This window comes from Kitasatospora sp. NPDC101235, assembly GCF_044767505.1.
GTDB lineage: Bacteria > Actinomycetota > Actinomycetes > Streptomycetales > Streptomycetaceae > Kitasatospora.
Genome location: NZ_JBIWNZ010000002.1, coordinates 188,517 through 214,990, shown reverse-complemented (window position 1 = coordinate 214,990; position 26,474 = coordinate 188,517). Strand labels below are relative to the sequence as shown.

The 26,474-nt window shown below is 73.1% G+C and carries 25 protein-coding genes and 1 pseudogene; 8 read left to right on the top strand and 18 right to left on the bottom strand.

Annotated features, from left to right (window positions below; genetic code table 11):
- Positions 1 to 4 precede the first annotated feature (4 nt).
- Together ACIRRH_RS04425 and ACIRRH_RS04420 are read right to left on the bottom strand one after the other, a co-directional pair.
- Positions 5 to 1,513 carry a DUF4190 domain-containing protein gene (locus tag ACIRRH_RS04425; protein WP_403061601.1) on the bottom strand — a complete coding sequence of 503 codons (1,509 nt, stop codon included), beginning with the start codon at positions 1,511 to 1,513 and terminating at the stop codon, positions 5 to 7.
- 148 nt (positions 1,514 to 1,661) lie between these two features.
- Complete coding sequence (locus ACIRRH_RS04420) at positions 1,662 to 2,480, bottom strand: methyltransferase domain-containing protein (RefSeq protein ID WP_403061598.1); 819 nt, start codon at positions 2,478 to 2,480, stop codon at positions 1,662 to 1,664.
- A gap of 163 nt (positions 2,481 to 2,643) precedes the next feature.
- On the opposite strand from ACIRRH_RS04420, the pseudogene ACIRRH_RS04415 reads away from it, so the two are divergent.
- Positions 2,644 to 3,785, top strand: a pseudogene (locus ACIRRH_RS04415) (dihydrofolate reductase family protein).
- Positions 3,786 to 3,861: 76 nt separating this feature from the next.
- Positions 3,862 to 4,524 (top strand): HAD-IA family hydrolase, encoded by a 663-nt coding sequence (locus tag ACIRRH_RS04410; protein ID WP_403061596.1) that lies wholly within the window; start codon positions 3,862 to 3,864, stop codon positions 4,522 to 4,524.
- 152 nt (positions 4,525 to 4,676) lie between these two features.
- Here the strand turns inward: ACIRRH_RS04410 and ACIRRH_RS04405 are convergent, their stop codons facing one another.
- From ACIRRH_RS04405 to lanKC, 9 genes are all read right to left on the bottom strand, one after another.
- The gene (locus ACIRRH_RS04405) at positions 4,677 to 5,471 is read right to left on the bottom strand and encodes an ABC transporter ATP-binding protein (protein WP_403061593.1); all 795 of its coding nucleotides are present in this window, start codon (positions 5,469 to 5,471) and stop codon (positions 4,677 to 4,679) included.
- Positions 5,468 to 7,465, bottom strand: a complete 1,998-nt coding sequence (locus tag ACIRRH_RS04400) for a prolyl oligopeptidase family serine peptidase (protein ID WP_403061590.1) — start codon at positions 7,463 to 7,465, stop codon at positions 5,468 to 5,470. The genes ACIRRH_RS04405 and ACIRRH_RS04400 overlap by 4 nt, the downstream gene beginning before the upstream one ends.
- On the bottom strand, positions 7,458 to 8,729 hold the full coding sequence (locus tag ACIRRH_RS04395; RefSeq protein WP_403061587.1) for an MFS transporter: 1,272 nt from the start codon (positions 8,727 to 8,729) through the stop codon (positions 7,458 to 7,460). The genes ACIRRH_RS04400 and ACIRRH_RS04395 overlap by 8 nt, the downstream gene beginning before the upstream one ends.
- A complete protein-coding gene (locus ACIRRH_RS04390; RefSeq protein ID WP_403061584.1) occupies positions 8,726 to 10,669 on the bottom strand; it encodes an FtsX-like permease family protein in 1,944 nt (647 codons plus the stop codon). Before ACIRRH_RS04390 ends, ACIRRH_RS04395 begins: the two co-directional genes overlap by 4 nt.
- Before the next feature lie 260 nt (positions 10,670 to 10,929).
- A complete protein-coding gene (locus ACIRRH_RS04385) occupies positions 10,930 to 11,019 on the bottom strand; it encodes a class III lanthipeptide (RefSeq protein ID WP_194252494.1) in 90 nt (29 codons plus the stop codon).
- Positions 11,020 to 11,073: 54 nt separating this feature from the next.
- On the bottom strand, positions 11,074 to 11,163 hold the full coding sequence (locus ACIRRH_RS04380) for a class III lanthipeptide (protein ID WP_224279911.1): 90 nt from the start codon (positions 11,161 to 11,163) through the stop codon (positions 11,074 to 11,076).
- A gap of 54 nt (positions 11,164 to 11,217) precedes the next feature.
- Positions 11,218 to 11,307, bottom strand: coding sequence for a class III lanthipeptide (locus ACIRRH_RS04375; RefSeq protein ID WP_403061580.1), 90 nt, complete (start codon positions 11,305 to 11,307; stop codon positions 11,218 to 11,220).
- 59 nt (positions 11,308 to 11,366) lie between these two features.
- A complete protein-coding gene (locus tag ACIRRH_RS04370) occupies positions 11,367 to 11,456 on the bottom strand; it encodes a class III lanthipeptide (RefSeq protein ID WP_194252494.1) in 90 nt (29 codons plus the stop codon).
- Positions 11,450 to 14,047: a class III lanthionine synthetase LanKC gene (gene lanKC / locus ACIRRH_RS04365; protein ID WP_403061576.1), complete on the bottom strand. Its 2,598-nt coding sequence runs from the start codon at positions 14,045 to 14,047 to the stop codon at positions 11,450 to 11,452. Before lanKC ends, ACIRRH_RS04370 begins: the two co-directional genes overlap by 7 nt.
- A 362-nt stretch (positions 14,048 to 14,409) precedes the next feature.
- Here lanKC and ACIRRH_RS04360 point away from each other — a divergent pair, with 362 nt between their 5' ends.
- Entirely contained in the window at positions 14,410 to 15,066 is a 657-nt protein-coding gene (locus ACIRRH_RS04360; protein WP_403061573.1) for a response regulator, read from the top strand.
- A 222-nt stretch (positions 15,067 to 15,288) separates the two neighbouring features.
- Here ACIRRH_RS04360 and ACIRRH_RS04355 read toward each other — a convergent pair whose 3' ends face one another.
- The 5 genes from ACIRRH_RS04355 to ACIRRH_RS04335 form a co-directional block, all read right to left on the bottom strand.
- A complete protein-coding gene (locus ACIRRH_RS04355) occupies positions 15,289 to 16,260 on the bottom strand; it encodes an ArsR/SmtB family transcription factor (protein ID WP_403061570.1) in 972 nt (323 codons plus the stop codon).
- A gap of 108 nt (positions 16,261 to 16,368) precedes the next feature.
- Positions 16,369 to 17,139, bottom strand: a complete 771-nt coding sequence (locus tag ACIRRH_RS04350) for a hypothetical protein (RefSeq protein WP_403061567.1) — start codon at positions 17,137 to 17,139, stop codon at positions 16,369 to 16,371.
- Positions 17,140 to 17,175: 36 nt separating this feature from the next.
- On the bottom strand, positions 17,176 to 18,516 hold the full coding sequence (locus ACIRRH_RS04345; RefSeq protein ID WP_403061565.1) for a sensor histidine kinase: 1,341 nt from the start codon (positions 18,514 to 18,516) through the stop codon (positions 17,176 to 17,178).
- A gap of 158 nt (positions 18,517 to 18,674) precedes the next feature.
- Complete coding sequence (ychF, locus tag ACIRRH_RS04340; protein ID WP_403061563.1) at positions 18,675 to 19,748, bottom strand: redox-regulated ATPase YchF; 1,074 nt, start codon at positions 19,746 to 19,748, stop codon at positions 18,675 to 18,677.
- An 84-nt stretch (positions 19,749 to 19,832) separates the two neighbouring features.
- Entirely contained in the window at positions 19,833 to 19,964 is a 132-nt protein-coding gene (locus ACIRRH_RS04335) for a hypothetical protein (protein WP_403061561.1), read from the bottom strand.
- A 152-nt stretch (positions 19,965 to 20,116) separates the two neighbouring features.
- On the opposite strand from ACIRRH_RS04335, the gene ACIRRH_RS04330 reads away from it, so the two are divergent.
- Positions 20,117 to 20,764, top strand: a complete 648-nt coding sequence (locus ACIRRH_RS04330; protein ID WP_403061558.1) for a DUF6542 domain-containing protein — start codon at positions 20,117 to 20,119, stop codon at positions 20,762 to 20,764.
- A 22-nt stretch (positions 20,765 to 20,786) separates the two neighbouring features.
- Here ACIRRH_RS04330 and ppgK read toward each other — a convergent pair whose 3' ends face one another.
- Complete coding sequence (gene ppgK / locus ACIRRH_RS04325; RefSeq protein WP_403061555.1) at positions 20,787 to 21,533, bottom strand: polyphosphate--glucose phosphotransferase; 747 nt, start codon at positions 21,531 to 21,533, stop codon at positions 20,787 to 20,789.
- A 162-nt stretch (positions 21,534 to 21,695) separates the two neighbouring features.
- Complete coding sequence (locus ACIRRH_RS04320) at positions 21,696 to 22,670, bottom strand: 4-hydroxy-3-methylbut-2-enyl diphosphate reductase (RefSeq protein WP_403061552.1); 975 nt, start codon at positions 22,668 to 22,670, stop codon at positions 21,696 to 21,698.
- Positions 22,671 to 22,790: 120 nt separating this feature from the next.
- Between ACIRRH_RS04320 and ACIRRH_RS04315 the strand changes: the two genes are divergently transcribed.
- The 4 genes from ACIRRH_RS04315 to ACIRRH_RS04300 all read left to right on the top strand — a co-directional run bounded on the left by ACIRRH_RS04315 (position 22,791) and on the right by ACIRRH_RS04300 (position 26,426).
- Positions 22,791 to 24,158: an APC family permease gene (locus ACIRRH_RS04315; protein WP_403061549.1), complete on the top strand. Its 1,368-nt coding sequence runs from the start codon at positions 22,791 to 22,793 to the stop codon at positions 24,156 to 24,158.
- 10 nt (positions 24,159 to 24,168) lie between these two features.
- Positions 24,169 to 25,383 (top strand): exodeoxyribonuclease VII large subunit, encoded by a 1,215-nt coding sequence (xseA, locus tag ACIRRH_RS04310; protein WP_403061546.1) that lies wholly within the window; start codon positions 24,169 to 24,171, stop codon positions 25,381 to 25,383.
- 62 nt (positions 25,384 to 25,445) lie between these two features.
- Positions 25,446 to 25,712, top strand: coding sequence for an exodeoxyribonuclease VII small subunit (locus ACIRRH_RS04305; protein WP_403061543.1), 267 nt, complete (start codon positions 25,446 to 25,448; stop codon positions 25,710 to 25,712).
- A 111-nt stretch (positions 25,713 to 25,823) separates the two neighbouring features.
- Positions 25,824 to 26,426, top strand: a complete 603-nt coding sequence (locus ACIRRH_RS04300; protein WP_403061540.1) for a malonic semialdehyde reductase — start codon at positions 25,824 to 25,826, stop codon at positions 26,424 to 26,426.
- Positions 26,427 to 26,474: the final 48 nt, after the last annotated feature.

Below are 26,474 nucleotides of genomic sequence, written 5' to 3'. Positions count from 1 at the left end.
CCGCTCAGACCCGCAGGTCGGGCACCTGCTCACCGGTGGACAGGTCCAGTCCGCGGCGGATCTCCATGGTCGTCGGCGCCGTCTTGGCCACCAGCGCCCTGGCCCGGCGGACGGCACCCGCCACGTCGTCGCCGGAGGCCGCGGCGTCCCAGGCGGCGGCCGCCTGGGACTGGGCCTCGACCAGCTTGGCGATCTTCGGCTGGACGTCGGCCGGCCAGGGCGCCGACGGCGCGCCCAGCACCGCCGCCTCGGTCCGGGAGGCGACGGCCATCCGCCGGGCCCACGCCCGGTACTCGGCCTCGGCCCCGGAGACGTCCCCGTCCGGCGGGTCCAGGTAGACGTCGTTGAAGCTCCGGACGGCCTCCAGGTAGGCCAGCTGGGGCGCGGTCAGGCGGCTCCGGTCGGTGCGGACCGTTCCCCGGTGCGGGTCGTCGCGGTCCTCGAAGGCACAGGTGACGTACCGTGCGCCGGACGCCCAGTTCCTCGCGGTCGGGTAGAGGTAGACGTCGTCCATGCCGTCCGGGACGACCCACTGGTCGAGCGCGTAGCCGTCCAGCACCGTGCGGCAGAGCCGGCCGGCCGACGCGCGGACCTCGCTCTCGCCCGGGTAGGGGCCGTTGCCGTCCGGGAGTTCGGCGGTGCCCGCCACCTCGCCGTGGTGCGGCTCGGCGCAGGCCACCCGGTGCACCCAGTACACCGTCTCGTCGCCGTCCCCGCCCGCGGTGGAACCACCCTCGGGGGAGTCGTAGCAGTCGCCGGCCTTGAGGTCGGACCAGTGCACCGAGCCGGCCGGCGCCTTCGGGGCCTGGCCGTAGCGACCGGCCCGCGCCGAGCTGAAGTCGGCCGCGCCGAGCGCGAGCGCCAGCAGCACCGTGCCGATCGTGCCGAGCACCAGGCCGGTCACCGCCATCCCGGAGCCGCGCTCCTTGCGGCGGTTGATCTGGACCAGCGCGAGGATGCCGAACACCAGGGCCACCGGGGCCACCAGGAGCAGGCCGGTGACCAGGGAGCCGACGGCGAAGCCGTTGGTGGGGGCGGGTCCGGGGACGAACCCGGGGACGAACCCGGGGGCGGGGGCCGCGGCCGGGCCCTGGCCAGGGGCCGGGGCGTACGGGTGGCCGGGCTGGAAGCCGGACTGGGCGGAGGGGGTGACGGAGGCCCAGCCACCGGCGGGCAGCGGGTACGGCGGCTGGGGCGGGGCGGCCGACGGAGGGACGACCTGCGGGGCCGTGGCGGCGGGCGGACCGGCGGAGAGGTCGGGGGCGGCCCAGGGGTCGGCGGGGGCGGGCGGGGCGGGCTCGGGCCCGGTCGGCTCCGGCCCGGCCGCGGCGGGCCGCGCCGGCTCGGCGGTGTCCTTGCGGAAGCCCACCCGGGGATCCCGGCCGGCCGTCGGCGTCTGCGCCGGGTCCGTACCCGTGTCCGTCTTCGTCCCCGCGTCCGCGTCCGCGCCGGCCTCCGCAACCGCGGGCGACTCCGGCCCCGGGGCGGGCAGCTCGGACTCAGGCTCGGACACGTGGACTCCCCCAACCTGCCGGAACGGGCATCGGCTCGGCGCTCGGCGCCATGGCTCGGACCCGAACGGACCCGATCTGAACGGTCGCGCGACTTTACCCGATCTTTCCGAACGCCTGCCCGCCCCGCCCGGCCCGCCCTCCGTCGGCTCAGCCGCGGGCCAGGACCTCGCCGTGCAGCATCGAGAACCAGCCGTCCCCGGCGGCGCTCCACTCCCGCCAGCCGTCCGCGATCCGCCCCAGCTCGTCCCGGTCCGCGAAGCCCAGCTCGACCGCCGTCCGGCCCAGCGCGGTACCCGTGACCCGGTCCGCCCACATCCCGCCCCACCAGGCGCGCTGCTCGGGCGTCGCGTACGTCCACGTGCCGGCGCTCGCGGTGATCTCGGTGAAGCCGGCCGCGCGGGCCCAGGACAGCAGCCGCCGTCCGGCGTCCGGCTCGCCGCCGTTGGCGCGGGCGGTCCGCCGGTACAGCTCCAGCCACCGGTCCAGCGCGGGCACCTCCGGGAACCAGGTCATCGAGGCGTAGTCCACGTCCCGGACCGCGACCACGCCGCCCGGCGCCGTCACCCGCCGCAGCTCGCGCAGCGCGGCCACCGGGTCGGCCACGTGCTGGAGCACCTGGTGGGCGTGCACCACGTCGAACTCGCCGTCCCGGTAGGGCAGTCGGTGCACGTCGGCACGCTCGAACACGACATGGGACAGGCCCCGCCCGGCGACGTGCCCGGCGGCCTGTTCCAGCACCTCGGCGGAGGTGTCCACCGCGACCACCCGCCCCTGCGGGCCGACCAGCCCGGCCAGGTCCGCGGTGATCGTGCCGGGCCCGCAGCCGACGTCCAGCAGGGCCTGCCCGGGCCGCAGTTCGGGCAGCAGGTAGCCGGCCGAGTCGGCGGCCGTGCGGGAGCGGTGCGAGCGCAGCACGGCCTCCTGGTGGCCGTGGGTGTAGACGGCGGCGGGCTGCGGTCCGGTCATGAGGTCCCCCTGGGCGTGGTCGGCGCGGTGCTCCGCGACGCCCCCGACGCTACTCGCCGTCCCGAATCCCGAGAAGATGTGTCTCACATTCCGACCATGGCGGGCCCGGGCCGCACCCGGCCGCCGTACCGTGGAGGCGCCCCCGACAGAACGGTCCCCGCCCATGCCCGGCCCGCGCCCCTACGTCCTGCTGAGCGCCGCCGTCTCGCTCGACGGCCACCTCGACGACGCCTCCCCCGACCGGCTGCTGCTCTCCAACGCCGCCGACTTCGACCGGGTCGACGAGGAGCGCGCCGCCGCCGACGCGATCCTGGTCGGCGGCAACACGCTGCGCGCCGACAACCCCCGGCTGCTGGTCAACGACCCCGGACGCCGCACCGCCCGGCTGGCGGCCGGCCGGCCGGAGTACCCGCTGAAGGTGACGCTCAGCGCGAGCGGCGAGCTCGACGCCGGCCTGCGGTTCTGGCACACCGGCGGCGACAGGCTCGCCTACACCACGGACGCCGGAGCGGCGGTGCTGCGCCCCCGGCTGGACGGGCTGGCCGAGGTGGTCGCGCTGGGCGGAGCGGTGGACCTCGGGGCGGTGCTGGACGACCTGGGCGCCCGCGGGGTGCGCCGGCTGATGGTCGAGGGCGGCGGGGGCGTGCACACCCAGCTCCTGGCCGGAGGCCTGGCGGACGAGCTCCAACTGGCCGTCGCCCCCCTGCTGGTCGGCCAGGCCGAGGCGCCCCGGTTCGTCCGCCCGGCCGCGTTCCCGGGCGGCCCGGCCCGGCGGATGCGGCTGCTGGAGGCACGTACCGTGGGCGACGTCGTCCTGCTCAGGTACGCCCCGAAGGAGCCCGCGCCGTGACCCAGTCCGCGTCCACCGACCTCGACCACCTGCGCCGGGCCGTCCAACTCTCCCGCCGCTGCCCGCCCTCCGAGACGGCCTTCTCGGTCGGCGCGGTGATCGTCGGCGCCGACGGCGCGGTGCTGGCGGAGGGCTACAGCCGGGAGGCGGACCCGCACGACCACGCCGAGGAGGCGGCCCTGGCCAAGCTCCCGGCGGGCGACCCGCGGCTGCGCGGGGCGACCGTCTACAGCTCGCTGGAGCCCTGCGGGCAGCGCGCCTCACGGCCGATGCCGTGCGCCCGGCTGCTCGTCTCGGCGGGCGTGCCGCGGGTGGTGGTCGCCTGGCGCGAGCCGGACCTGTTCGTCACCGACTGCCAGGGCACCGCGCTGCTGGCGGCGGCCGGGGTCGAGGTGGTGGAGCTGCCGGAGCTGGCCGAGGAGGCCCGCGCGGTCAACGCCCACCTGCTCGGCTGATCTTTTGTATCATCCAGAAACAAAGAGCTCGCCCTCTCCGGCTCGCCCGCCGCCGCACCCACCGAGGAGCCATCCCATGCCCGCTGCCCCCGTCCGGCTGACCGCCCGCGCCCTTCTCCTGGACATGGACGGCACCCTGGTCAACTCCGACGCCGTGGTCGAGCGCTGGTGGAGCCGCTGGGCCGAGCAGCACGGCCTCGACCCCGCCGAGGTGCTCGCCGTCGCGCACGGCCGCCAGGGCCACGCCACCATGGCCGCCCTGCTGCCCGAGCGCCCGGTCGAGCTCAACCTGGCCGACAACGAGCGGATGCTCGACAAGGAGCGCGCCGACACCGAGGGCGTCGTCCCGGTGCCCGGCGCCGCCGCCTTCCTCGCCTCGCTGGCCGGCCTCCCGCACGCCCTGGTCACCTCCGCCGACCAGGCGCTCGCCCGGGTCCGGATGGCCGCCGCCGGCCTCCCGCTGCCGCCCGTCCTGGTCACCGCCGAGTCGGTGGGCGCCAGCAAGCCCGACCCCGAGGGCTTCCTCAAGGGCGCCGCCGCCCTCGGCTTCGCCCCCACCGACTGCCTCGCCTTCGAGGACTCCGGCGCCGGCATCGCCGCCGCCAGGGCCGCCGGCACCCGCGTCATCGGCATCGGCCCGCGTGCCCTCCCCCACCACCCGGACGCCCACGCCGACACCCTCACCGCCGTCACCGTCACCGCCGCCCCCGACGGCCTGCTCACCGTCACCATCGGCTGACCCCCGGAACACCGGACCGTCCGGGCCCGTGCCGGTACGGGCCCGGGCGGTCCGTTGTACGCGCCCGGCCGTCGAGTCCGCCCGCGGCGTCCGGGCGCACCCGGCCGGGGCCCCGCAGCGGCCGGGTGCGGCGGCATGCTCCGGCAGCGGGCTCAGCGGCCCCGAGGTCCCCGCGGGCCGTCGAACCGGTTCATGCGCTCCAGGAGTTGTCCCGTTCCGGGCTGCCAGAGGTCATCGACGATGCGGCCGTCGGCGAGGAAGACCACGCGGTCCGCGTACGCCGCGGCGGCCGGGTCGTGCGTGACCATCACGATCGTCTGGCCCATCTCCCGGACCAGCTGGCCGAGCAGGGAGAGGACTTCGGCACCCGTACGGGTGTCGAGATTGCCGGTCGGCTCGTCGGCGAAGACGATCTCCGGGCGCCCCGCCAACGCCCGTGCGCACGCGACGCGTTGCTGTTGCCCGCCGGAGAGTTCTCCCGGCCGGTGGCCGAGCCGGTCCGAGAGGCCGAGGACGGTGACGACCTCTTCGAGCCACTGCCGGTCGGGGCGGCGTCCCGCGATGCCCAGGGGCAGCGTGATGTTCTCCGCCACCGTGAGGGTGGGCAGGAGGTGGAACGCCTGGAAGATGAAGCCGATCCGCTCGCGGCGCAGCCGGGTCAGCTGCCGGTCCGAGAGGCGTGACAGCTCCATCGTGCCGATCCTGGCCGAGCCCGAGGTGGGCGAGTCCAGGCCGGCCAGGCACTGCATCAAGGTGGACTTGCCTGATCCGGACGGCCCCATGATGGCGGTGAACTGGCCCTGCTGGAACTCGACGGAGACCCGGTCGAGCGCGGTGACCCGGCGTGCGCCGCTGCCGTGCACCTTGGTCAGCTCCACGGTGGAGGCGGCGGGCGGCAGGCCGTGCGGCTGTCGGACCGCGTGGTGGGGCAACTGGGCCGAGGTCATGCGGGGCTCCTCAAGGGCGGTTCAGGTGCCGGAGGCCGAAGACCTCCGGGGACGTGCAGTCCGGTGCGGGAGGCGAGCAGGCACAGGACCCGGGCACACAGGGTCCTCGCGGCGTCGGCCGCCCGTCCGTAGTGCCCGGTGTCCTCCTGGTGGTCGAGGAGGACCGGGGCGTCCGCCGTGGTGGCGCTCTGCAGGGCGGCGCAGAGTTTCCACGCGTGCCAGGGCCGGACCCGGGCGTCGTTCCCCCCGCTGATGAGGAGCGCGGCCGGGTAGCGGACGCCGTCTCGTACGTGGTGGTACGGGGAGTAGGACAGCAGGGCTTCCCGGGCACCGGGGTCGGCCGGGTCTCCGTACTCCTCGCGCCAGAGCTTGCCGAGGCCGCCCTGGTCGTAGCGCGCCATGTCGGTCAGCGGGGCGGCGCAGGCGACCGCGGCGAAGAGGTCGGGGGAACGGGTCATCGCGGCGGCCAGGACCAGGCCTCCGTTGCTGGCGGCGAGCCCGGCGATCGTGTCGGGTCGCGCCTCGCCGGACGTGACGAGGGCCAGGACCCCCGCGCGCAGGTCGTCCACGGTGTCGGACTTGCCCGGCCCGCGCCCGGCCGCCGCCCACTGCGCTCCGAACTCCCCGCCGCCCCGGGCGTGCACCCAGGCGACGCGTCCACCGGCGGAGAGCCACCCGGCGAAGAGCGGGTCCCAGGACGGTTCCAGCGGGACGCCGAAACCCCCGTAGACCGTGACCAGCGTGGGCAGCGAGCTGCCGACGGCGTCCGGCGAAGGGTCGCAGACGGTCACCGGGACGTCGGTGCCGTCATGGCCGGCGGCGATGACGGTGCGCAGTGCGGAGCGACGGTCCGTGGCGGGAGCCGCGGCGCCCGGAGTGACGCGGTGGCTCAGGGCGCCGTGGCGGGGGTCGTCGGCGAGCAGCCAGACCGCACCGGTGAGCCGGCCGTCGCCGTCGTAGCCGGCGGGGCCGAGGCTCAGTCGCGCGGGCCAGCTGAAGCCGTGTTCGTCCGCCTCCTCGCCCGTGACGGCCCGATCCGCCCGCAGGATGTCGAGTCGGCGAGTGGTGCCGGTCCGACGCAGGACCGCCAGGTGCGGGGAGCGCCCCGGCCCCAGCACGCGCAGGGCCCGGACGCTGCTGCCCGAGGTGTCCGCGAGCGGACTGGGAGGGGCCGCGGCCCCCCGGGCGACGGCAGCGAGGTCCAGGAGGGACACCGTCTTCCCCCGCACGGCGACGTACAAGGCGTCCGTGCCCAGGGCGTACGCGCTGATGTCCAGGCCCTCCAGCGGCAGCGGGTGCCAGTCCGGCGCGGACCGGCCGTCCCAGTTCGTGCACCACCAGCGGGCGGGCGCCCCGTCGGGTGTCCGCGTGCGCAGGAGCACGTGCCCTCCGGGGCCCGCGTGCAGGGACATCCGCACCGGACCGGGCACGGGGCTGGACACGGAGCGGGTGGTGCCGTCCTGGAGGCCGTGGACCCGCAGCGCGTGCTCGGTGCGGGAGCCGGCGCTGTACAGCAGGAAGGAGCCGGTGAACGCGACGGCCGGGTGCGGTGCGGCATCGGGCAGGTGGCGCGCCTCCGTCCCCGGCGCGACGGACACGAGGTGAAGTCCGCCGCTCTCGTGGCCGTCACGGTGGAGCTGTGCCACGACCATCCGCCCACCGGGGTCGGGCTGCCACCCGGCCAGCCGGCCCACCGATGTGCGGTCACCGATTTCGAGGAGCACCCGGTGCCGCCCGCCCGGCTCCGTCACGCGCAGCGACTCACTTCCCTGCTCGGTGAGTTCATGGCTGAAGAGCGCGCCTCCGGCCTCGGCGTTCGGGCTGAGCGGACGGCCGGTCGCGGCCGCCTCGATCTCACCGAGCGACCGCTCCCAGGCGGCCATGGCGTCCCGGTGGTGATCCGTGTGCCGTTCCAGCAGGGCGCGCTGGCCGGCCAGCCAGGTCTGCGCACGTACGGACCCGGTGTCCTCCAGCCAGCGGTACGGATCAGCCACGCGGCACCTCCACGAACTCCTCCTCGGACGGAACCCGGGCGTCGACGGTCCGGGCGGGGCGCGCCGCGATGTAACCGCCGGTCACCGCGAGGAGCAGCACGACGACCGCGGCGCCGGTCAGCGTGGTGGTCAGGCCGAAGGCGTGGGAGCACGCTCCCGCGAGGATCGGGCCGAGCGGGGCGACGGCCTGGGAGAGGAAGCCGCTGCCGCTGTACACCCGGCCCTGGAGTTCGGGCGGGGTGATGCGCACCTGAGTGGCGGCGATGACCACGGTGATCACCGGGCCCGCAGCCGTGGCGACCGCGAGCAGCAGGGCGGCCCCCCAGGTGCTGTGCACCGTGGCGAAGCCCAGGAGTGCCGCGGCAACCACGCCGGTGGCACCGGCGACGCCGGGCCCGGGAGGAAGCCGCCGGGCGACGGGCGCGGCGGCCAGGGACCCGATCAGTCCGCCCGCCCCCATGGCGGCGGTCTGCACCCCGACGCCCAGCTCACCGGCCCCGGATCCTTCGGCGGACGCGATGATGACGATCAGGAGGCCGTTGAAGACGAGGTTGAGGACGGTCGCGTTGAGTGCCGCGTACCGCAGGAACGGGGACCGCCACAGGAAGCGCAGCCCGGTGAGGGTCGCCTCCAGCGGGTTCTGGTCCACGGTGGCCGTGGGCCCCGCGCCCGACGGCAGCAGGAGGGCGCAACCCGCGGCTGCCAGGTACGTCGCGGAGTCGGCGGCGAACACCCAGGCCGCGTCGACCTTGAGCAGGGCCCCGCCCACCAGGGGCCCGGCGATCATCGCGACGGCCATCCGGCTCTGGATCAGCGCCAGGGCGCGGGGCAGCAGGTCGGCGTCCACGAAGTTCCGTACGGCGACGTTCTCCGCGGGCGCCAGCGTGCTGCCCACGGTGCCGAGCAGGAACGCGGCCAGGACGAGTACCCCCAGCGGGGCCGCATCCGATGTTTCGAGGACGGCGAGGGCTCCGAGCACCAGAGCGCCCGCCGCGTTGCAGCCGAGCAGCAGGGTTCTGCGCTCATAGCGGTCGGCGAGCACGCCGGCCGGCAGTCGGGCGAGCACGATGCCCAGGGACATCGCGGTACTGATGAACCCGGCCTGCCGGACGTCTCCGCTGTGCTGGAAGGAGATCACGGGGAGGGCGATGACCGAGGCCGCCGTGCCCACGGCGGAGGCCGACTCACCGAAGAACAGCAGCCAGAACTTCCAGCCCAGGCCTCGCTTCGGGTCGTGCGCCCGTGCCGTCGACGCCCCGCTCATGTCATCCTCCTCGCGAACTGCCGTTGGACGTCGGACATCGGATGCGCCGTCATGGTCGAGGGGACGGCCACCGCCAGCGCCGCGGCGACGGTCACGCCCACGGTCCAGGGGACGTCGAAGGCCGGCATCGCACCGGTGCCCAGGACCAGGGCCAGGGGGACCAGGCAGGCGATCGCCGTGACGGCGGCAAGGGCCACACCGACGACCGTCGCCCCCGCGGCCTCGTACACCACGCAGCGCAGCATCTGGAACCGCCCGAGGCCCAGGGCCCGCAGGTGCGCTCGTTGCGCCCGCCGGTCGCGCTGGGCGAGGGAGCTGGTGTTGGCGGCGGCCAGCAGCGCATAGCCCGCGACGACGGCCACGATGAGCCGGGAGGCCAGGTCGTCGGCGGCGTTGCGCGGGCTGAGTTCGGCGAGGTGGTCGGCGCGGGAGGCGACCTTCTGGCCCTGCGCGCGCGGCCAGCTGTCCGCCGCGCCGGTGAGCAGGATCCGGTCGGCGTAGGCGGACGGCGTGTGTTCCAGCGCCGTCGACCGCGGGATCACCAACTCCGGGAAGGCCAGGTCCCGTTCGTAGACGGCGGCCAGGGTCAGCGTCTGCGGGGAGCCGTCCGCCATGGCGAACCTCACCTCCTGGCCCAGGCGCCAGTGGTGTCCGTCGGTCTGCATGGCACCGGCGGCGAAGGTGCCCTGCCGCACGTCGGAGATGCGGCCTTCCCGCACCTTGAGGTCCAGGACCTCGGCCAGGGGGCCGCCGTCGACCCCCCACGCGCTGGTGGCCACCGGCTGGTCGTCGTACCAGGTGGGCGGAGCCGTGACCTCGGTCGCCACCAGCGGGACCGCCGTCCCGTCGGAGACCGCGGGCGCCGCGACCGGGAGCCGGGCCCCGGGTTCGGCCGTGACGACCGCCACCGCGCGCAGGCCCTCCTCGGCCTGCCGGTGCTTCGCCTGCCCCATGGTGGCCCCGGCGCCGAGCAGCGACACCGCGATGCCCACCGAAAGGAGCACCGGCACCGCCATCGCCGTCGTCCGCGCGGGTGTGGCCCGCAGGCCCACGGCCGCGATGCGGCCCACCCGGCGGTCGAACAGGCGCATCACCGCGGTGGCCGGACGCACGAGCGGCGGCACGATCCAGGGAGCCAGCACGGCCAGTACGGGGATCACCACCAGCGCGACGCCGGGGGCCATCGCGGCGCGGAGCGTCGCCGGCAGGTCCATGAACGCCATGACGAACAGCAGCGGGGCACACATGGTGACCAGCAGCACGAGGCCGGTCACCAGGCGCGCCGTGCTCCGGGAGGAGGCCACGGACAGCTCCGCGTCCCGCAACAGGGTGCCGGGGCTGACCCGTCCCGCGGCGAGCACGCTCGCCAGAGCTGCGAGCACCCCCACGCCTGCCGTGGTGAGGCAGACGGCCACCGCCGTCCACACCGTCTGGTCCGCGGCGGGAAGCGAGGCCTCCGCCGGGAACAGCCGGCGGTCGAGGAGAAGGCTCCGGCCGAGTCCCGCCAGCGGAACCATGCCCACGGCCGCGCCCACCGCCGCCGACACCAGGCCGAGCCGCGCGACGTCGAAGGCGACGAGACCACGCAACCGGTTCGCGCTGACTCCCAGGGCGCGCAGCACGGCGAACTGGGAGAGCCGCTGCCCCGTCCACAGGGAGACGGTGGATCCGATGACCATCACCGCGCACATCAGCAGCATGGACATCAGGAGTGACAGGAGGTTCCGCGCATCCTGCGCGGCGGCCCAGGCCGCGGAGTTCTTCGGGTACTCCGGGAGGCTGGCCCCGATGAAGAGCAGTGCGCTGGCGCCCAGTCCGGCGGCCGTCACGGCGCATGCCAGGGCCGCGCCCGCCACTCTGCCGGGATAGGCCCGGACCTCGGCGGCGAACAGTCGGCGCATGCTCGTCGGGACGGCGAGAGGGCTGGAAGGCGCGGACACGTTTGCTGTCCTCCATCGGAGCGTAAGCTGGAAGGAGCCGGGGAGGCCGCACTGACCGCGGCCTCCCCGAACTCGCTTCTTTGGTGCGGGTCTTGCTCAATTATCCGTGTGTCAGTGGCACACGATGATGCTGGCGGTGCTGATCGGGGCCTCGACCACGATCTCCTCGTCCAGCTCCTGCAGAGCGAGAACGTTCAGCATGTGAAGTCACCTCCTCCCCTTGTCCGGACCGAGCCGCACAGTTCCGACGCAACGTCGGATCAGTGGCAGCCACCCAGGCTGATGGTGCTGATCGGGGCGTCGACGACGATCTCCTCGTCGAGCTCCTGCAGAGCGAGAACGTTCAGCATGTGAAGTCACCTCCTCGATGCATTCCGGGGTTTGCGGCGGACGTCACCGGTGCCTCAGTGGCACACGACGAAGCTGGCGGTGCTGATCGGGGCCTCGACCACGATCTCCTCGTCCAGCTCCTGCAGAGCGAGAACGTTCAGCATGCGAAATCACCTCCTCGATGCATTCCGGGGTTTGCGGCGGACGTCACCGGTGCCTCAGTGGCACACGACGACGCTCACGGTGCTGACCGGGGCCTCGACCACGATCTCCTCGTCCAGCTCCTGCAGAGCGAGAACGTTCAGCATGCGAAATCACCTCCTCCCCTCGTCCGGACCGAGCCGCACAGCTCCGACGCAACGTCGGATCAGTGGCAGCCACCCAGGCTGATGGTGCTGATCGGGGCGTCGACGACGATCTCCTCGTCGAGCTCCTGCAGAGCGAGAACGTTCAGCATGCGAAGTCACCTCCTTCCCAGTCGAGTCCGGTCGGGTCACCGGTGGCGGTCCTTCCGGCCGGGGGCCACTCCTGGGTGGAGTGGCCGCCGGGGAGCAGGCGGCTACCGGGAGTCTGGGCGGCTTTCAGCGCGATGATCGCGCCGGCGGAGCCGGTCGCCAGGTCCGTCGAAAGACGGACCAGTTGATCTCCGTGCAGCACCTGGGCGCCGTCGTGCGGCGCGACGTGGAGAGCCAGGGCCCGGAGGTGGTCGTCGAGCTCGCCTCGCCGGTCAGGTAGACGCAGGAGGGCATGGGAGAGCACGTATGCGAGTCCGGCGCGACCACTGAACAGCCCTCCTTGGACGACGAGTTGAACCGCACCGGCGCTCACGGCGCCCGCCACGATCGCGTCGGCGTTCACCGCCTCGGCCTGCGCCGCGGGCAGCGCCAGGGCCGCCAGGGCGACACCGCCGGAGCCCTCGGCCAGGTAGGGCAGCAGGCGGTTGGAGCTGTGCATCTGGAGCATGCCGTCCAGGTCGCGTGCGAAGCGCAGATCGCATCGCACCGCCCGTTCGGCGGCCTGCGCCCATTCGACGTCACCGGTGGCCTCGGCGCAGCGCGCGAAGAGCACGGCGGGGCCCGACCAGCCGTTCATCAGCCCGGGGCGGTCCAACAACCCCGGCCTGCCCACCAGTTCACGGACACGCTCGGCCAGGCGGATGCCCTCGTCCTTCAGGTTCGCGTCCAGGAACAGGTGCGCGATGCCCGTCAGCCCGCCGAACAGGCCGGGTGACGCCGGGAGCGGTCCGTCCAGGAGCCGGTCGATGAGGTTCGCCGCCTCCGCGTGGCCCTGCCTGTGCAGGAGCCACGCGGAACCGGCGAGTCCGTCGTAGAGCCCGCGGGCGCCGTCGGACGGAGCACGGCTCGCGCTCCTCGCCAGCCACTCCACGTGCTCGGCGGACGGCTCGACGCCGGCGGCCAGTTGGGCCAGGAGGACTCCCGGTGCGCCGTACGCGAGACCGAGCGAGGCACCCGGGCGGTGTCCGGCGACGTCACCGGGAAAGAGCCGGTCGGTACGGCCGGGGTCGGCCGCGTCGGAGATGCCGCGGAGCAACGCGGCCGTGGACGGCGCGGTCGACTCCGCCACCGCGACCGGATCCGACCCGGCGGCCGGCAGGTGCGGCCGCAGGGCGGGCGACAGCGCGAGCCGCTCCGTCATCTGCCGCACGAACTCCGGTGGCAGCGTCGGGAACGAGGTGGTGGCCAGCTCGATCAGCGGGGCGACCGCGGCCGGGTTGCGCAGGGTCAGCACGGTCAGCGGAGCGAAGGCCGCCAGCTGGCAGCAGCCCAGGGCGAACAGGTCGGCTTCTCGCGGGTCGGTGATCGTGGGGTCGGTGAATCCGGGGGCTCCGAGGGTGAGCGTGCGCACGGAGTCGACCGGCATGGCCAGTTCGAAGTCCACCAGTGCGACTGTTCCGTCGGGCCGGATCAGGATGTTGCGGTGGTGCAGGTCGCCGAAGGCGAGGCCGGCTTCGTGCATCGCCGTCACGTGCGACTCGACCTGTCGGAGCCGGTCGACGGCGAGCGCGGCGAAGTCCTCGCGGGCCCGCTCCGACGGCCGGTGGCGGGTGAGCGGATAGTCCCGGCCCAGCCAGGTGTTGAACGGCTCGCCCTCGACGTACTCCATCGCCAGGTAGCGGTGCTCCCACACGGTGAAGGACTCGTACTGCTGCGGGACGAACGGGAGATGACTCAGTTTCGCGAGGACGGATTCCTCGGTGCGCAGCCGGTCCACGGCGTCGGCGCCGCTTCCGTCGAGCCCTGCGTGCGGCCGGGCCTCCTTGAGGACGACCTGCCGGCCGTCGCCGCTCTCGGCGAGGTAGACGCCTCCTCCGTTGGAGAAGTGGAGCGCCTTGAGGACCCGGTATCCACCGAGCGTTCCGTCCCCGGCCATGCCGTTGTCCGCGGCCAGGTGCTCGGCCAGGAAGTCCGGCACCGGAGCCCAGTCGGGCAGGCTGAACGCCGGGCGCCGGTGGTCCGGCACGAGACGCCGGTCGGGGTCGCGCAGCGCCGGCACCCTGGTGCCGTCCGCGAGTTCGCACCACATCAGGGCGAAGGCTCCGTAGCGCACGGAGACCGGCCCCTCGTTCCACCGGTGGTCGGACAGCACGTACGGCCCGGGACGCCCGCGCAGGACCTTGTCGAGTTCCTCGAGGGCCTCGCGCAGCTCGCCCTCGGTACGCGGGTACACGGTCACGGTCTTGCCGCTGCTGGCCCGGTGCGCGTACTTGGTGTTCATCGCGGTGACGATGTGCCGGCTGCGCAGGAACTTCCAGGGGAGCCGGAGCCGGCGGCACACCTCCCAAGCCGACTCGATGGTCCGCTCCGCGGCCTCCGGGGTGGCGCTGACGTGGATCTTCCAGCCCTGCTCGGGCAGTTTGCCGGCGTCGGCCGGCACCAGGAACTCCCAGACGCCTTCCTCGACCCGTCGCCAGCCCTCCGGGACATCGCCGTCGGACAGGGAGAAACGGGACTTGGAGTCCGCGCAACGGTCCAACGGTTCGTACCAGACGGGGTCGGCGATGGTGAACGCCTCATACCTCGGGTCCATTCGCCTTCCCCTTTCCATGGAGGGTGCTCGGGATACGCTTCGACAATGCGAGTCGAAAGAACAGCCGAGTAATCGAAACGAGTTTCCCGATTCGCGACCGTTGCCCTGTCGACACGAGCGATCCTCTCCCGCGCCCCACCCGTTGGCAATGCGGCAAAGCCAGAACTTAAGCGGACAACAACCCTCCGGAAGACGCCGTCCGCGCGCTGTCGAACGCCGCACCCCAGGGGGGCCGCGGGCGCCGCACGCGGCCCCTCGTTCGCACAAGTCGAACGCCGGGTTCCGCCGGTGCGGCCGTGACCGAAACGAATCCCCGGGTGACCGGAAAACAGCCCCCGCTCATCCATATTCGGCATGGCACGATGAACGGCATGAGAACGCGCATTGTGCTGGCCGATGACCAAGCCAGCATACGAATGGGCTTCCGCCGGATCCTCGAAGCCCAGCCCGACATGCAGGTCGTCGGCGAGGCGGGGAACGGCGTGGCCGCACTGGAGGTCGTACGGTCCCTCGTTCCGAACGTGCTGCTCGCGGACATTCGCATGCCGGAGATGGACGGCCTGGAGCTCACGCGGGAGGTCGTCCGGACCGTCCCCGAGGTCCGCGTCGTCGTCGTGACCACGTTCGACCTCGACGAGTACGTCCACACGGCCCTGCGGGAAGGAGCCTGCGGGTTCCTCCTCAAGCGGTCCCGCTCCGCCGTGCTCGTGGAGGCGGTCCGGGCGGCGGCGTCGGGCGATTCCATGATCAGCCCGGAGATCACCACGCGGCTGCTGAGCCGTCTGCGCCACGAGCGCCGCACCGTCCGGCAGCCCGGCGAACCGCTGACCGTGCGCGAGGAGGAGGTCGCCCGCCTTGTCGCGGAAGGGCTCACCAACTCCGACATCGGTGCGGAGCTCTTCATCTCGATGGGCACGGTCAAGACCCATCTGGCCCGGCTGCAGAAGAAGTTGGGAGTCCAGAACCGGGTGGGGATCGCCGCCTGGGTCTGGGAGTCCGGGCTGCTGGCGGAACCGTAGTCCGACCGCCGGGGCGCCGCACACGGCCGGAGCGGCCGTTGTGGCCGGGGCGCGCGTGGAACGCGCCCCGGCCACAACGGGCCGGCCCGGACGATCCGGTCCACGATCTGCCGAATGGCCGATACCGGCGGAACCCGGGATCCGACAGCATGGCCCCATGCTGTCACCGCCCGTGGCCGAACCCGACGAGTCCTCGCCCGGCTCCCGTCACACCGGAGTCGGCTACGCCATCGCCAGTGCGGCGGGGACCACCCACTGCGCTCCCGGCCCGTGCCCGCGCAGCAGTTGGTGGCCGAGCCGGGTGACCGTGTGGACGGCATGGCTGCGGTTGCGCCTGGTGGAGATCAGGCCGGCGGCGCGCAGAACGGCGGTGTGCTGGCTGACCGCGGCACTCGACACACCCAGCCGTTCCGCCAGCTCGGTGTTCGTGCAGCCCTCCTTGAGCGCCTGCAGCGCGGCGGCCCGGGTCCGGCCCATCAGTGCCGCCAGGCTCTCCAGTTGTCCGGGCTGCCTGTCGACCCGTCCGTCGGCACTCCCTCCCAGCAGATGGACGAGTTCGTCGCTGTGCGGCCGGTCCGGGAAGAACAGCTGCGGCGCCTCCTTGCCGTTCGACCCCGAGCCGGGCACCACGACATGGCCGGGTCGTGCGAGGAACAGGGAGGGTGACAGGACGAGCCCCTCCCCGCACAGGTGCAGTTCCCCGGACTTGAATCCCGAGATCTCCAGAGCGGGCGCGCTCCACCGGATGCCGGGCCCGAGACTGTCCAGCAGCACCTCCACACCATCGCGGCACATGATGTCGCGCATGGTGTCGCGGGCCGCGTCCAGGTGCGTCCGGACCGAACTCCAGTGGGGCGCGACGGCCAGGCGGAAGAAGTCACGCATGGCCGCCAGAACCTGCAGCTGGGACGTACTCATTTCCGCACGAAACGCCGTCCCTGAGCGCTCCGTGCCGGTACAGAGCTCAATCAGCTGTTCGGAGTCGGCCTCGTATCGCATCAGCTGCCCGACGCGCCCCGTTCGAGGGTCGCGCTGGGCGAGATGTCGGTGCACGCTTCGACGCCATGGGTGAAACCCTTCTTCCTGTTCTTCGCGGAACGCCTCGAAGGCGAAGACGTTCTCGATGGCCGGGGTCTCCGACTCGCCGATTCTGATTCGCGCCAGATCGGCCGTGGTCAGAACGATGCGGAACATGAGGAAAGCACTCCTATGGGGGGAGGAAAAGTGCTCTTCGTCGAGAAGCGCACGTGGCGGGGTGGGCAGGTCGCACTTGCGCCGATCAACCGTCGGTTCTCCAGCGGCCTACTTGCGCTTGAGGATCCGGACGGCGCCGTCGCGCGTCCGGGCTCTGATCGAGCGCTCGGCCGATGGCACGTCCCGGAGCTCCACCTGCACGTCGCCTCCGTCCTTCCCTGAGGCTGACACGTGGTAGGGCGCAGGTGGGTCCGGCAGCTCCACCGAAATGTCCCCGACGTCGGAGTCGACGACGACCTGACTCGGCGCGGCGGAGAAGGAAAGGGAGACCGGTGCCCTTCGCGTGGAGGCCGCGACGTCGGCGGACCGGGCTTCACGCACGCGGATCCGTCCGCTCTCAGAGCTGAGACGGAGCGGTCCGAGCGGCCCCTCGACCGTGATGTCTCCCGTCCGGGTGGAGATCTGGGCCGGACAGCACATGCCCACCGCGGTCACGGATCCCGGAGACGTCACGGTCACCTCGGTCCCGGCGGGGATCTGGACCACGTAGTCCACACGGCAGTTGACGGGGATGCCGGTGCACTCGGCGGCAAGGCGGAGCGTGCTGTCCGTCAGCTCCCAGGAGGAGTGGCCCGCCTTGGCGGCCGAGCCGGCCAGCTCCCTGGAGACCGCAAGGGAGTCTCCGGGCCCGTGCTGCAACCGCACGCGGCCGTCTCCACTCAGCACGACGGCGAGGCGTGTGCCCGTGAACGCGAACAGGCGGTGATCGTTCCGGGGCGAGGCATCAAGGTCATCCAGCACACGTACGCTCAGAAGCGCTACCACGGCACCCGTGACCAGCAACGCCAAAACGATTCGTCCCCCCGTTCGCTCAGACATGCTCACCAGCGTTTCAAGCGAGCGCTCCCAGCGGTATCAGCCGTTCGGCAGATTGTGCGGTCCCGATTCCTCGTCTGTACTGTCCAGCGGCAACACCAGCGCGACCCGCCACCCGCACGGGTGGTGCGGGCCGGCGGTGAGCGCTCCCCCCAGTTCCCGGGCGCGCTCGGAGAGACTGCTGATGCCGGTTCCACCGGTCCCGGTCGGGCGTTCCACCGCGAGCCCGGCGCCGGGGCCGGGTGCGTCGTCGACGACGGTGACGTGCAGCTCCGGCGAGCCCGTGGAGGTCGCGCAGCGTATCCCGATCACCACCCGGGACGCGGTGGCCGCGTGCCGCCGCACGTTGGTGAGCGCCTCCACGATCACCCGGTACCCCAGCCTGCTGGCCTCGTGCGAAATGCGCGCCACGGCCTCCTCCGGCACGTCCAGGACGGCCTTGGGCGCACCCGTACGGTTGAACCTCGCCACCAGGGAGGCCAGTTCGCTCAGGTCCCGCCTGGGCGCGTCGGACTGCCGCGGGACCGCGCCCGACTCCTGCGCGGCGTCGTTCCCGGCGGTCAGCTCCGGCCGCCGGACAGCCTCGAGGGCGCGCCTGCGCTCCTCGGCCGCCGGGACCTCGGCGAGCAGCTGGACGGTGTGGTCCATCGCCTTGAGTGCCTGCGCACCGGCGGCACCGATCTCGGACAGAAGCTCCAGCGCCTGCTGGGGATCCTCCTTGGCCAGCACCTGCGCCGCTTCCACCAGGACGACGACCGCGGTGACGTCGTGGGCCGCGTAGTCGTGCAAGTCCCGTGCCAGATTCATGCGTTCGGTTCGCCGCTCGGCGGCGAGGGCCGCCCGGTTACGGGCGTCGAGCCCTCTCAGGTACAAGCCGATTCCCACCGCGACGATGGACAGGATCGCCCAGATGAGGCAGAGCTGCAGGCTCTCACCACGGCTGGACGGTGGCACGGTGTTCAGAGCGATGCGCAACGGCGACAGCGTGATCGCCGCCGCGAGGAACGCGGCCAGGGCGGTGGCGATCGTCGCGGGCTGCCGACGCACCCCCACGACCACGAGAATCATCAGGGCCAGCGTCTCGGCCGTCCACCAGTTCGCCGCGGCGGACCGGGCCGGGCCCTGATAGGTGAACGTGACGAGCAGCGACACCGCACCCGCGGCGGGCACCATCGCGAGCAGGGACGCCGGCTGGCGGGGGCCCCATACGACCAGGGCCAGGGCCGAGACGATGCCGGCCGCACCGGACACGCTGATGAGCGGCCCGACGGAGCGGGTGGTGAGCAGGGCGATGGTCACCGTCGCGGCGACGAGCACCACGCACAGGACCCCGCGTAACCACGCCCACTGCCGACCGTCATCACGCGTCTGCCTCGTCACCAGGAGAAGGCTAGTGGCCGCGACTTGACCGTGCTGGTGAAAACGTCGCTTCGCGTGATTCCACCGGCACGACGCGCGGGCACGGAAGGGGCCACCGGTACCCGGTCGCCCCTTCCGTGCACTCCGCCTCACAGGAACGGGGCGGTTCGCGGTTCCGCTCAGACGTTGAAGCGGAACTCCACCACGTCGCCGTCGTGCATGACGTACTCCTTGCCCTCGATGCGGGCCTTGCCCTTGGAGCGGGCGTCGGCGATGGAGCCGGTCTCGACCAGGTCGGCGAAGGAGATCACCTCGGCCTTGATGAAGCCCTTCTGGAAGTCGGTGTGGATGACTCCGGCGGCCTCGGGGGCGGTGGCGCCCTTCTTGATGGTCCAGGCGCGGGCTTCCTTGGGACCGGCCGTCAGGTAGGTCTGGAGGCCGAGGGTGTCGAAGCCGACCCGGGCGAGGGTGGCGAGGCCGGGCTCCTCCTGGCCCATGGACTGGAGGAGCTCCAGGGCCTCGTCGTCGTCCAGCTCGATCAGCTCGGACTCGATCTTGGCGTTCAGGAAGATCGCCTCGGCCGGGGCGACCAGCTCCCGCTGGGCGTTCTTGAAGTCCTCGTCGGCCAGCTCGGCCTCGTCCACGTTGAAGACGTAGAGGAAGGGCTTGGCGGTCAGCAGGTGGAGGTCGCGGATCGGGGTGGTGTCGAAGCCGGCCTCGAAGAGGGTCTTGCCGGTCTCCAGGATCGCCTGCGCGGCCTCGGCGGCGGCCAGCACGGGGGCGGTGTCCTTCTTGAGGCGCGCCTCCTTCTGGAGCCGCGGCAGGACCTTCTCGATGGTCTGGAGGTCGGCCAGGATCAGCTCGGTGTGGATGGTCTCGATGTCGTCCTTGGGCGACACCTTGCCGTCCACGTGCACCACGTCCGGGTCGGTGAAGGCGCGCACGACCTGGCAGATCGCGTCCGACTCGCGGATGTTGGCGAGGAACTTGTTGCCCAGGCCCTCGCCCTCGCTGGCGCCGCGCACGATGCCGGCGATGTCGACGAAGTCGACGGTGGCCGGGAGGATGCGCTGGGAGCCGAAGATCTCGGCGAGCTTGGCCAGCCGCTCGTCCGGGACGCCGACCACGCCGACGTTCGGCTCGATGGTGGCGAACGGGTAGTTGGCCGCCAGCACGTCGTTCTTGGTCAGGGCGTTGAACAGGGTCGACTTGCCGACGTTCGGCAGGCCGACGATTCCGATCGTGAGCGACATGAAGCGCAGTCCCGTGGGCTTGGAGGAGTTGGGTCGGCACCGTACGGGCCGACCCCCAAGTCTACGGGCAGCCCCCGCCCTGCCTCACGGCACCGGCGGCTTCGGCGGCTCGGCCGTGCCGGGCACGCCGGAGCGGAACGCACGGCACTCGTCCTCGGCACCGGCCGGGATGTCGAGCCGGACGCGGTCGAAGCGTCCGAACGTGAAATCGGTCATGCTGTTCCCCCGTGAAGAGACCCGCGAACGGATCCGGTGATCATCGTCCGTCGACCCGGCCGGGCAGGTCAGCGCACCTGAGTGACGATCACATCACCACCCCGTCCGAAGACACGGGGCAAGACCTGAACAGTCCATTACACAGTGTGGCGATGATCGGACCGTACGTTGGTCGGGTGGAGCAGAGCATCCGTACCCAGCCGCCAGGGCCCAGACGCCGTCCGCCGACCGGCGCGGCCGCAGCCACCGTCCCCGGTCCAGGCCGGCCTCCCGAGAGCGCCGGAGCCCCGGGCTCCCGGCAGCGCCCGGGGGCCGGCCCGCCCGCCACCACCCGCCCGGCCGGCCCCCGGCTGCGCCTGCGCCTGCCGCTGCGCGGACGCGGGCGCGGCGACCAGCAGCTGTACGGGCGGCGGCGCACCGGTCGGCCGACCCGGCTGACGGCCGTCGGCACCGGGGTGGTCGCCGTCCTGGCGACGCTCGCGGTGGCGGGCGTGGACCGGCTGCTCTTCGGCGGCCTGGGCTGGCTGTTCGGCCTCGGCTACCTGGTGGTCTGCTTCCAGCTGGCCGTCCGGGTGCGCTACGCCGACCTGCTGGCCGCACCGATCAGCGGGCCGATCGCCTTCGCCCTCGCAGTGCTGCTGCTGGAACCGGTGAGCTCCTCGGGCGTCACCGCCCAGGTGGTGTCGCTGGCGACCGGGCTGGCGCTGCGGGCCGGCTGGCTGTTCTCCGGCACCGGGCTGGCGGCGTTGATCGTGCTCGCCCGGTTCGTCGCCCAGCGCCGGATCCACCGCTCCCGCTGAGGCCGCTCCCGCGAGGCCGGCCTCAGCCCTCCGTCCGGGCCGCCGCCATGGCGGCTCCGACGATGCCCGCGTCGTTGCGCAGCTCCGCCGGCACCACCCGCGCCCGGCGGTGCTTCAACAACGGCAGGAACCTCTCGTGCTTGCGGCTCACCCCGCCGCCGATCACGATCAGCTGCGGCGAGAAGAGCATCTCCACCAGGTCCAGGTACTCGTCGACCCGCCCGGCCCACTGCTCCCAGTTCAGCCCGTGCCGCTCCTTGGCGGCCGAGGAGGCCCGGCGCTCGGCGTCCTTGCCGTGCAGCTCCAGGTGGCCCAGCTCGGTGTTGGGCATCAGCGTGCCGTCCACGAACAGGGCGCTGCCGATGCCGGTGCCGAAGGTGAGCACCAGGACCACGCCCGACCGGCCCCGCCCGGCGCCGTGCGTCAGCTCGGCCAGCCCGGCCGCGTCCGCGTCGTTCAGGACGGTCGCGGGCATCCCCAGTGCCTCGCGGAAGAGGCCCGCCGCGTCCAGGTCGATCCAGCCCTTGTCCACGTTGGCCGCCGTCCTGGTACGGCCGTCGACCACCACGCCGGGGAAGGTCAGCCCGACCGGGCCCTGGTGGTCGAACTGCCGGACCACCTCGCAGACGGCGGCGACCACGGCCTCGGGGGCGGACGGCTGCGGGGTGAGCACCTTGTAGCGCTCCGCGGCGAGCGTGCCCCGGGCGAGGTCGACGGGCGCGCCCTTGATCCCCGAGCCGCCGATGTCCACGCCGAATACCGCAGTCATCTCGTCCACCCTCCGCCGTCGGCCGCGGGCCGCTCGTCCACGGCCTGTGATTGTCCACAGCCTGTGCACAAAACTACGAGAGTGCGCCCGGGCGCGCACAGCAGGCGGTCGCACAGCAGAAGACCCGGCACCCCCACGGGGTACCGGGCCTTCCGGGAAGTGTCAGAGCTTGCCCGCCGCCTCGGCGCGCAGGTCGCGGCGCAGCTCCTTGGGCAGCGAGAAGGTCAGGTGCTCCTCGGCGGTCTTGACCGTCTCGACCGTGTCGTAACCGCGTGCGGCCAGGAACTCCAGCACGCCGTCGACCAGGATCTCCGGCACCGAGGCGCCGCTGGTCAGGCCGACCGTGGTGACGCCCTCCAGCCACTCCTCGCGGATCTCCTCGGCGAAGTCCACCAGGTGGGCGGCCTTCGCACCGTACTCCAGGCCGACCTCGACCAGGCGGACGGAGTTGGAGGAGTTCTTGGAGCCGACCACGATCAGCAGGTCGGTCTCCGGGGCCAGCTGCTTGACCGCGACCTGGCGGTTCTGGGTGGCGTAGCAGATGTCGTCGCTGGGCGGGCTGACCAGCCCCGGGAAGCGCTTCTTCAGCTCGCCGACGGTGGCCATGGTCTCGTCCACGGACAGGGTGGTCTGGGACAGCCAGACGACCTTGGACTCGTCCCGGACCTGCACGTTGGCGACGTCCTCGGCGCCGTCCACCAGGTGGATCCGGTCCGGGGCCTCGCCCATGGTGCCGATGACCTCCTCGTGGCCCTCGTGGCCCACCAGCAGGATGTCGAAGCCCTCGTCGGCGAAGCGCACGGCCTCCTTGTGCACCTTGGTGACCAGCGGGCAGGTCGCGTCGACGGTGGCGAGCTTGCCGGCCCGCGCCTCGTCGTGGACGGACGGGGCGACGCCGTGCGCGGAGAAGACCACGATCGAGCCCTCGGGCACCTCCTCCGTCTCGTCGACGAAGATCGCGCCCTTCTTCTCCAGGGTCTGCACCACGTACTTGTTGTGGACGATCTGCTTGCGGACGTAGATGGGTGCCCCGTACTGCTCCAGGGCCTTCTCCACGGCGATTACTGCGCGGTCGACTCCCGCGCAGTAGCCCCGGGGGGCGGCGAGCAGGACACGGCGCTGCGCGGTCTTGGACATGGCTCCATCGTACGGGCGGTCGCAACCGCCGCCCGCTCTGTCGGCTCCCCGGACGGAAGCCCCCCGACGGCGGACACTTTCCGTGCGGACCAGGTCAACAGCGATCAAAATATGGTGTCTATGAGCTCTGTGAGCGAGCAGGCAGCGCCCAGCGGCCTGCGCCGCAGCCTGGGCGTCCGTGATCTGATGGTCTACGGACTGCTGTTCATCGCCCCGATGGCCCCGGTCGGCGTGTTCGGCGTGCTGGACGCCAGGAGCCACGGCGCCGTCGCCACGGTGTACCTGGCCGCGACGGTGGCGATGGGCTTCACCGCCTTCTCGTACGCCCAGATGGTGCGCGCGGTGCCGCAGACCGGCTCGGTGTTCGCCTACGCGCGGGCCGGGCTGGGCGAGGGCCCGGGCTTCGTCGCCGGGTGGATGGCGATGCTCGACTACCTGCTGATCCCCGCGGTGGCCTACCTGTTCTCCGGGATCGCGCTGAACTCCCTGGTGCCCGACGTCTCGCGCTGGGTCTGGACGGCGCTCGCGGTGATGGTGACCACCGGGCTCAACCTGGCCGGGGTGCGGACGGCGGCGGCGGTCGGCTTCGCGGTGCTCGCGATGGAGATCGTGGTGCTGGTGGTGTTCGTGGTCGCGGCCGTGGTGGCACTGGCCCAGGGCGGCGCCCGGCGCGGCTGGGACACCCCGTTCACCGCCGTCGGGGGCTTCTCGCTGACCGCGGTGATCTCGGCGGTGTCCATCGCGGTGCTCTCCTACCTGGGCTTCGACGCGATCGCCACCTTCGTGGAGGAGGCGGTCGGCGCCTCGGCGGCGGTGGCCCGGGCGGTGCTCTGGTGTCTGGCACTGGCCGGCCTGCTGTTCGTCGTCCAGACCTACCTGGCGGCGCTGCTGGAGCCGACGGCCCCGCAGCAGCTGGCCGCCGACCCGGCCGCGCAGGGCTCGGCCTTCTACGACACCGTGGAGAGCGGCGTCGGGCACTGGCTGCACGTGCTGGTGGCGGCCGCCAAGGCGATCGGCGCGGCATTCGCGGCCCTGGCCGGGCAGGCGGCGGCCGGGCGGCTGGTCTTCGCGATGGGCCGGGCCGGGCGGCTGCCGCGCTTCCTCGGCTCGGTCGACCCGGCCAGCGCGGTGCCGCGCCGGGCGCTGCTGACGGCCGCGGTGATCACGATGGCGGCGGCGGTCTGGGCGGCCGGCCGGGACAACGGGCTGGACCAGCTCACCTCGGTGGTGAACGTGGGCGCACTGACCGCCTTCGCGCTGCTGCACGCCTCGGTGATCGGCTGGTACGTGGTGCGGCACGGCTCGCGGCGGTGGCTGCGGCACCTGGTCGTGCCGGTGCTGGGCATCGCGGTGATCGGGGCGGTGGTGTACGAGGCCGCGGCCACCGCGCAGCTCGTCGGGCTGGTCTGGCTGGTGGCCGGCCTGGTGGTGCTCGCCGTCCAGGGCGGCGCCCGCGGCGGTCTCGGCCGTGTCGGCGGACGCCGCTAGCCTCGTACGCATGGCCAACACCAGCTCCCCCGAAGCGCCGCTCCCGGTCGGCAAGGTCTCCGCGCTGATCGGCGGCTGGATCGACCGGCTCGGCGCGGTCTGGGTGGAGGGGCAGATCACCCAGCTCAGCCGCCGCCCCGGCGCGGGCGTGGTGTTCCTGACCCTGCGCGACCCGCAGGCCGACGTGTCGCTCACGGTGACCTGCTTCCGCTCGGTGTTCGACCAGGTCGCGGACGTGGTGCAGGAGGGCGCGCGGGTCGTCGTGCACGCCAAGCCGGAGTGGTACGCGGCGCGGGGACAGCTGTCGATGCGCGCCTCGGAGATCCGCCCGGTGGGCCTCGGCGAGCTGCTGGCCCGGCTGGAGCAGCTGAAACGGCGGCTCGCCGGGGAGGGCCTGTTCGCGGCCGAGCGCAAGAAGCCGCTGCCGTTCCTGCCGCAGTGCGTCGGGCTGGTGACCGGACGCGGCTCGGCGGCCGAACGGGACGTGCTGGAGAACGCCCGGCGGCGCTGGCCGGCCGTCCGCTTCGAGGTGCGCAACGTCCCGGTGCAGGGGGTCAGCGCGGTGGAGCGGGTGAGCGCGGCCGTGCGGGAGCTGGACGAGCACCCCGAGGTGGACGTGATCGTCGTGGCCCGCGGCGGCGGCAGCGTGGAGGACCTGCTGCCGTTCTCGGACGAGGGCCTGGTGCGGCTGGTCGCGGCCGCCCGTACGCCGGTGGTGAGCGCGATCGGGCACGAGCCGGACCAGCCGCTGCTGGACTTCGTGGCCGACCTGCGCGCCTCCACCCCGACCGACGCGGCCAAACGGGTGGTTCCGGACGTCGGCGAGGAGCTGGCCAGGATCCGCCAGCTGCGTGACCGTGCCCGCCGGCACGTGCTGTCCCGGGTCGAGCGCGAGCAGCACGGGCTGGACGGGGTGCGCAGCCGCCCGGCGCTGGCCGCCCCGCACCGGATGCTGGACGGGCGCGGGCAGGAGCTGGAGGGCCTGCTGGAGCGGGTCCGGCGCACCCTGCGGCACCGGCTGGACCACGCACAGAGCGACCTCGGGCACACCCTGGCCCGGGTGGTGGCACTCTCCCCGGCCGCCACCCTGGAGCGCGGCTACGCGGTGCTCCAGCGGGCGGACGGCACGGTGGTGACCGACCCGGCGCAGGTCGCGCCCGGCGAGGGGCTGCGCGCCCGGGTGGCGGGCGGCGGCTTCGACGTCACGGTGGCCGACGAGGGATAGCGACCGCGGGGGCGGCGCCGGCAGGGGTGGCGCTGTCCGTCCCACCCCCTACGCTGGCACGCATGGCAGAGCAGCACGAACAGCAGGACGCGGCGGCAGCGGCGGCGCCGAACCCGGACGACGCGCTGGGCTACGAGCACGCCCGGGACGCGCTGCTGGAGGTCGTCCGGCAGCTGGAGAACGGCGGGACGTCGCTGGAGGAGTCGCTGGCCCTGTGGGAGCGCGGCGAGCAGCTGGCGAAGGTGTGCCAGCGCTGGCTGGACGGCGCCCGGGCCCGGCTGGACGCCGCACTGGCCGCCGAGGAGGGCACGACCCCGGGCGGGGAGTGAGGCGGGTCACATCCACTTGGGGAATCGTTGAATATTCACCTATGTTGGAGGGAGTGACCGGCTGCGGCCGGCCATACCGACGAACCCCCCTTCCGCATGAGGTGCAGAAGCATGACCACCGACGCCCTGGTACTCGACGCCGCCGCTCAGGACCTGCTGTTCCGTGAGGCCCGCACCGCGAACACCTTCACCGACGAGCCCGTCTCCGAGGAGCAGGTCCAGGCCATCTACGAGCTGGTGAAGTTCGGCCCGACCGCCTTCAACCAGCAGCCGCTGCGCGTCGTCCTGGTCCGCTCGGAGGAGGGCCGCGAGCGCCTCGTCCAGCACATGGCGGACGGCAACAAGGCCAAGACCGCCGCCGCCCCGCTGGTCGCCATCCTCGCCGCGGACAACGAGTTCCACGAGGAGCTGCCGACCCAGCTCCCGCACTTCCCGCAGGCCAAGGACATGTTCTTCTCGGAGCGCAGCGTCCGCGAGCAGTCCGCCACGCTGAACGGCGCCCTGCAGGCCGCCTACTTCATCATCGGCGTGCGCGCGGCCGGCCTGGCCGCCGGCCCGATGACCGGCTACGACGCCGACGGCCTCAACAAGGAGTTCTTCGGCGACGGCGAGCACTCGGTGCTGGCCGTGGTCAACATCGGCAAGCCGGGCGAGGACGCCTGGTTCCCGCGTTCGCCGCGCCTGGCCTACGACGAGGTCGTCACCACGGTCTGATCCGCCCCGCGCGAAAGGGCCCCGCACCGGTTCGTCCGGTGCGGGGCC

Excerpts from the sequence above, each read along its gene's own strand:
- ACIRRH_RS04420 (WP_403061598.1), bottom strand. The coding sequence starts at position 2,480 with ATGACCGGACCGCAGCCCGCCGCCGTCTACACCCACGGCCACCAGGAG.
- ACIRRH_RS04410 (WP_403061596.1), top strand. The coding sequence starts at position 3,862 with ATGCCCGCTGCCCCCGTCCGGCTGACCGCCCGCGCCCTTCTCCTGGAC.
- ACIRRH_RS04405 (WP_403061593.1), bottom strand. The coding sequence starts at position 5,471 with ATGACCTCGGCCCAGTTGCCCCACCACGCGGTCCGACAGCCGCACGGC.
- ACIRRH_RS04395 (WP_403061587.1), bottom strand. The coding sequence starts at position 8,729 with ATGAGCGGGGCGTCGACGGCACGGGCGCACGACCCGAAGCGAGGCCTG.
- ACIRRH_RS04385 (WP_194252494.1), bottom strand. The coding sequence starts at position 11,019 with ATGCTGAACGTTCTCGCTCTGCAGGAGCTCGACGAGGAGATCGTCGTC.
- ACIRRH_RS04380 (WP_224279911.1), bottom strand. The coding sequence starts at position 11,163 with ATGCTGAACGTTCTCGCTCTGCAGGAGCTGGACGAGGAGATCGTGGTC.
- ACIRRH_RS04375 (WP_403061580.1), bottom strand. The coding sequence starts at position 11,307 with ATGCTGAACGTTCTCGCTCTGCAGGAGCTGGACGAGGAGATCGTGGTC.
- ACIRRH_RS04370 (WP_194252494.1), bottom strand. The coding sequence starts at position 11,456 with ATGCTGAACGTTCTCGCTCTGCAGGAGCTCGACGAGGAGATCGTCGTC.
- lanKC (WP_403061576.1), bottom strand. The coding sequence starts at position 14,047 with ATGGACCCGAGGTATGAGGCGTTCACCATCGCCGACCCCGTCTGGTAC.
- ACIRRH_RS04360 (WP_403061573.1), top strand. The coding sequence starts at position 14,410 with ATGAACGGCATGAGAACGCGCATTGTGCTGGCCGATGACCAAGCCAGC.
- ACIRRH_RS04355 (WP_403061570.1), bottom strand. The coding sequence starts at position 16,260 with ATGTTCCGCATCGTTCTGACCACGGCCGATCTGGCGCGAATCAGAATC.
- ACIRRH_RS04350 (WP_403061567.1), bottom strand. The coding sequence starts at position 17,139 with ATGTCTGAGCGAACGGGGGGACGAATCGTTTTGGCGTTGCTGGTCACG.
- ychF (WP_403061563.1), bottom strand. The coding sequence starts at position 19,748 with ATGTCGCTCACGATCGGAATCGTCGGCCTGCCGAACGTCGGCAAGTCG.
- ACIRRH_RS04335 (WP_403061561.1), bottom strand. The coding sequence starts at position 19,964 with ATGACCGATTTCACGTTCGGACGCTTCGACCGCGTCCGGCTCGACATC.
- ACIRRH_RS04330 (WP_403061558.1), top strand. The coding sequence starts at position 20,117 with ATGATCGGACCGTACGTTGGTCGGGTGGAGCAGAGCATCCGTACCCAG.
- ppgK (WP_403061555.1), bottom strand. The coding sequence starts at position 21,533 with ATGACTGCGGTATTCGGCGTGGACATCGGCGGCTCGGGGATCAAGGGC.
- ACIRRH_RS04320 (WP_403061552.1), bottom strand. The coding sequence starts at position 22,670 with ATGTCCAAGACCGCGCAGCGCCGTGTCCTGCTCGCCGCCCCCCGGGGC.
- ACIRRH_RS04315 (WP_403061549.1), top strand. The coding sequence starts at position 22,791 with ATGAGCTCTGTGAGCGAGCAGGCAGCGCCCAGCGGCCTGCGCCGCAGC.
- xseA (WP_403061546.1), top strand. The coding sequence starts at position 24,169 with ATGGCCAACACCAGCTCCCCCGAAGCGCCGCTCCCGGTCGGCAAGGTC.
- ACIRRH_RS04305 (WP_403061543.1), top strand. The coding sequence starts at position 25,446 with ATGGCAGAGCAGCACGAACAGCAGGACGCGGCGGCAGCGGCGGCGCCG.
- ACIRRH_RS04300 (WP_403061540.1), top strand. The coding sequence starts at position 25,824 with ATGACCACCGACGCCCTGGTACTCGACGCCGCCGCTCAGGACCTGCTG.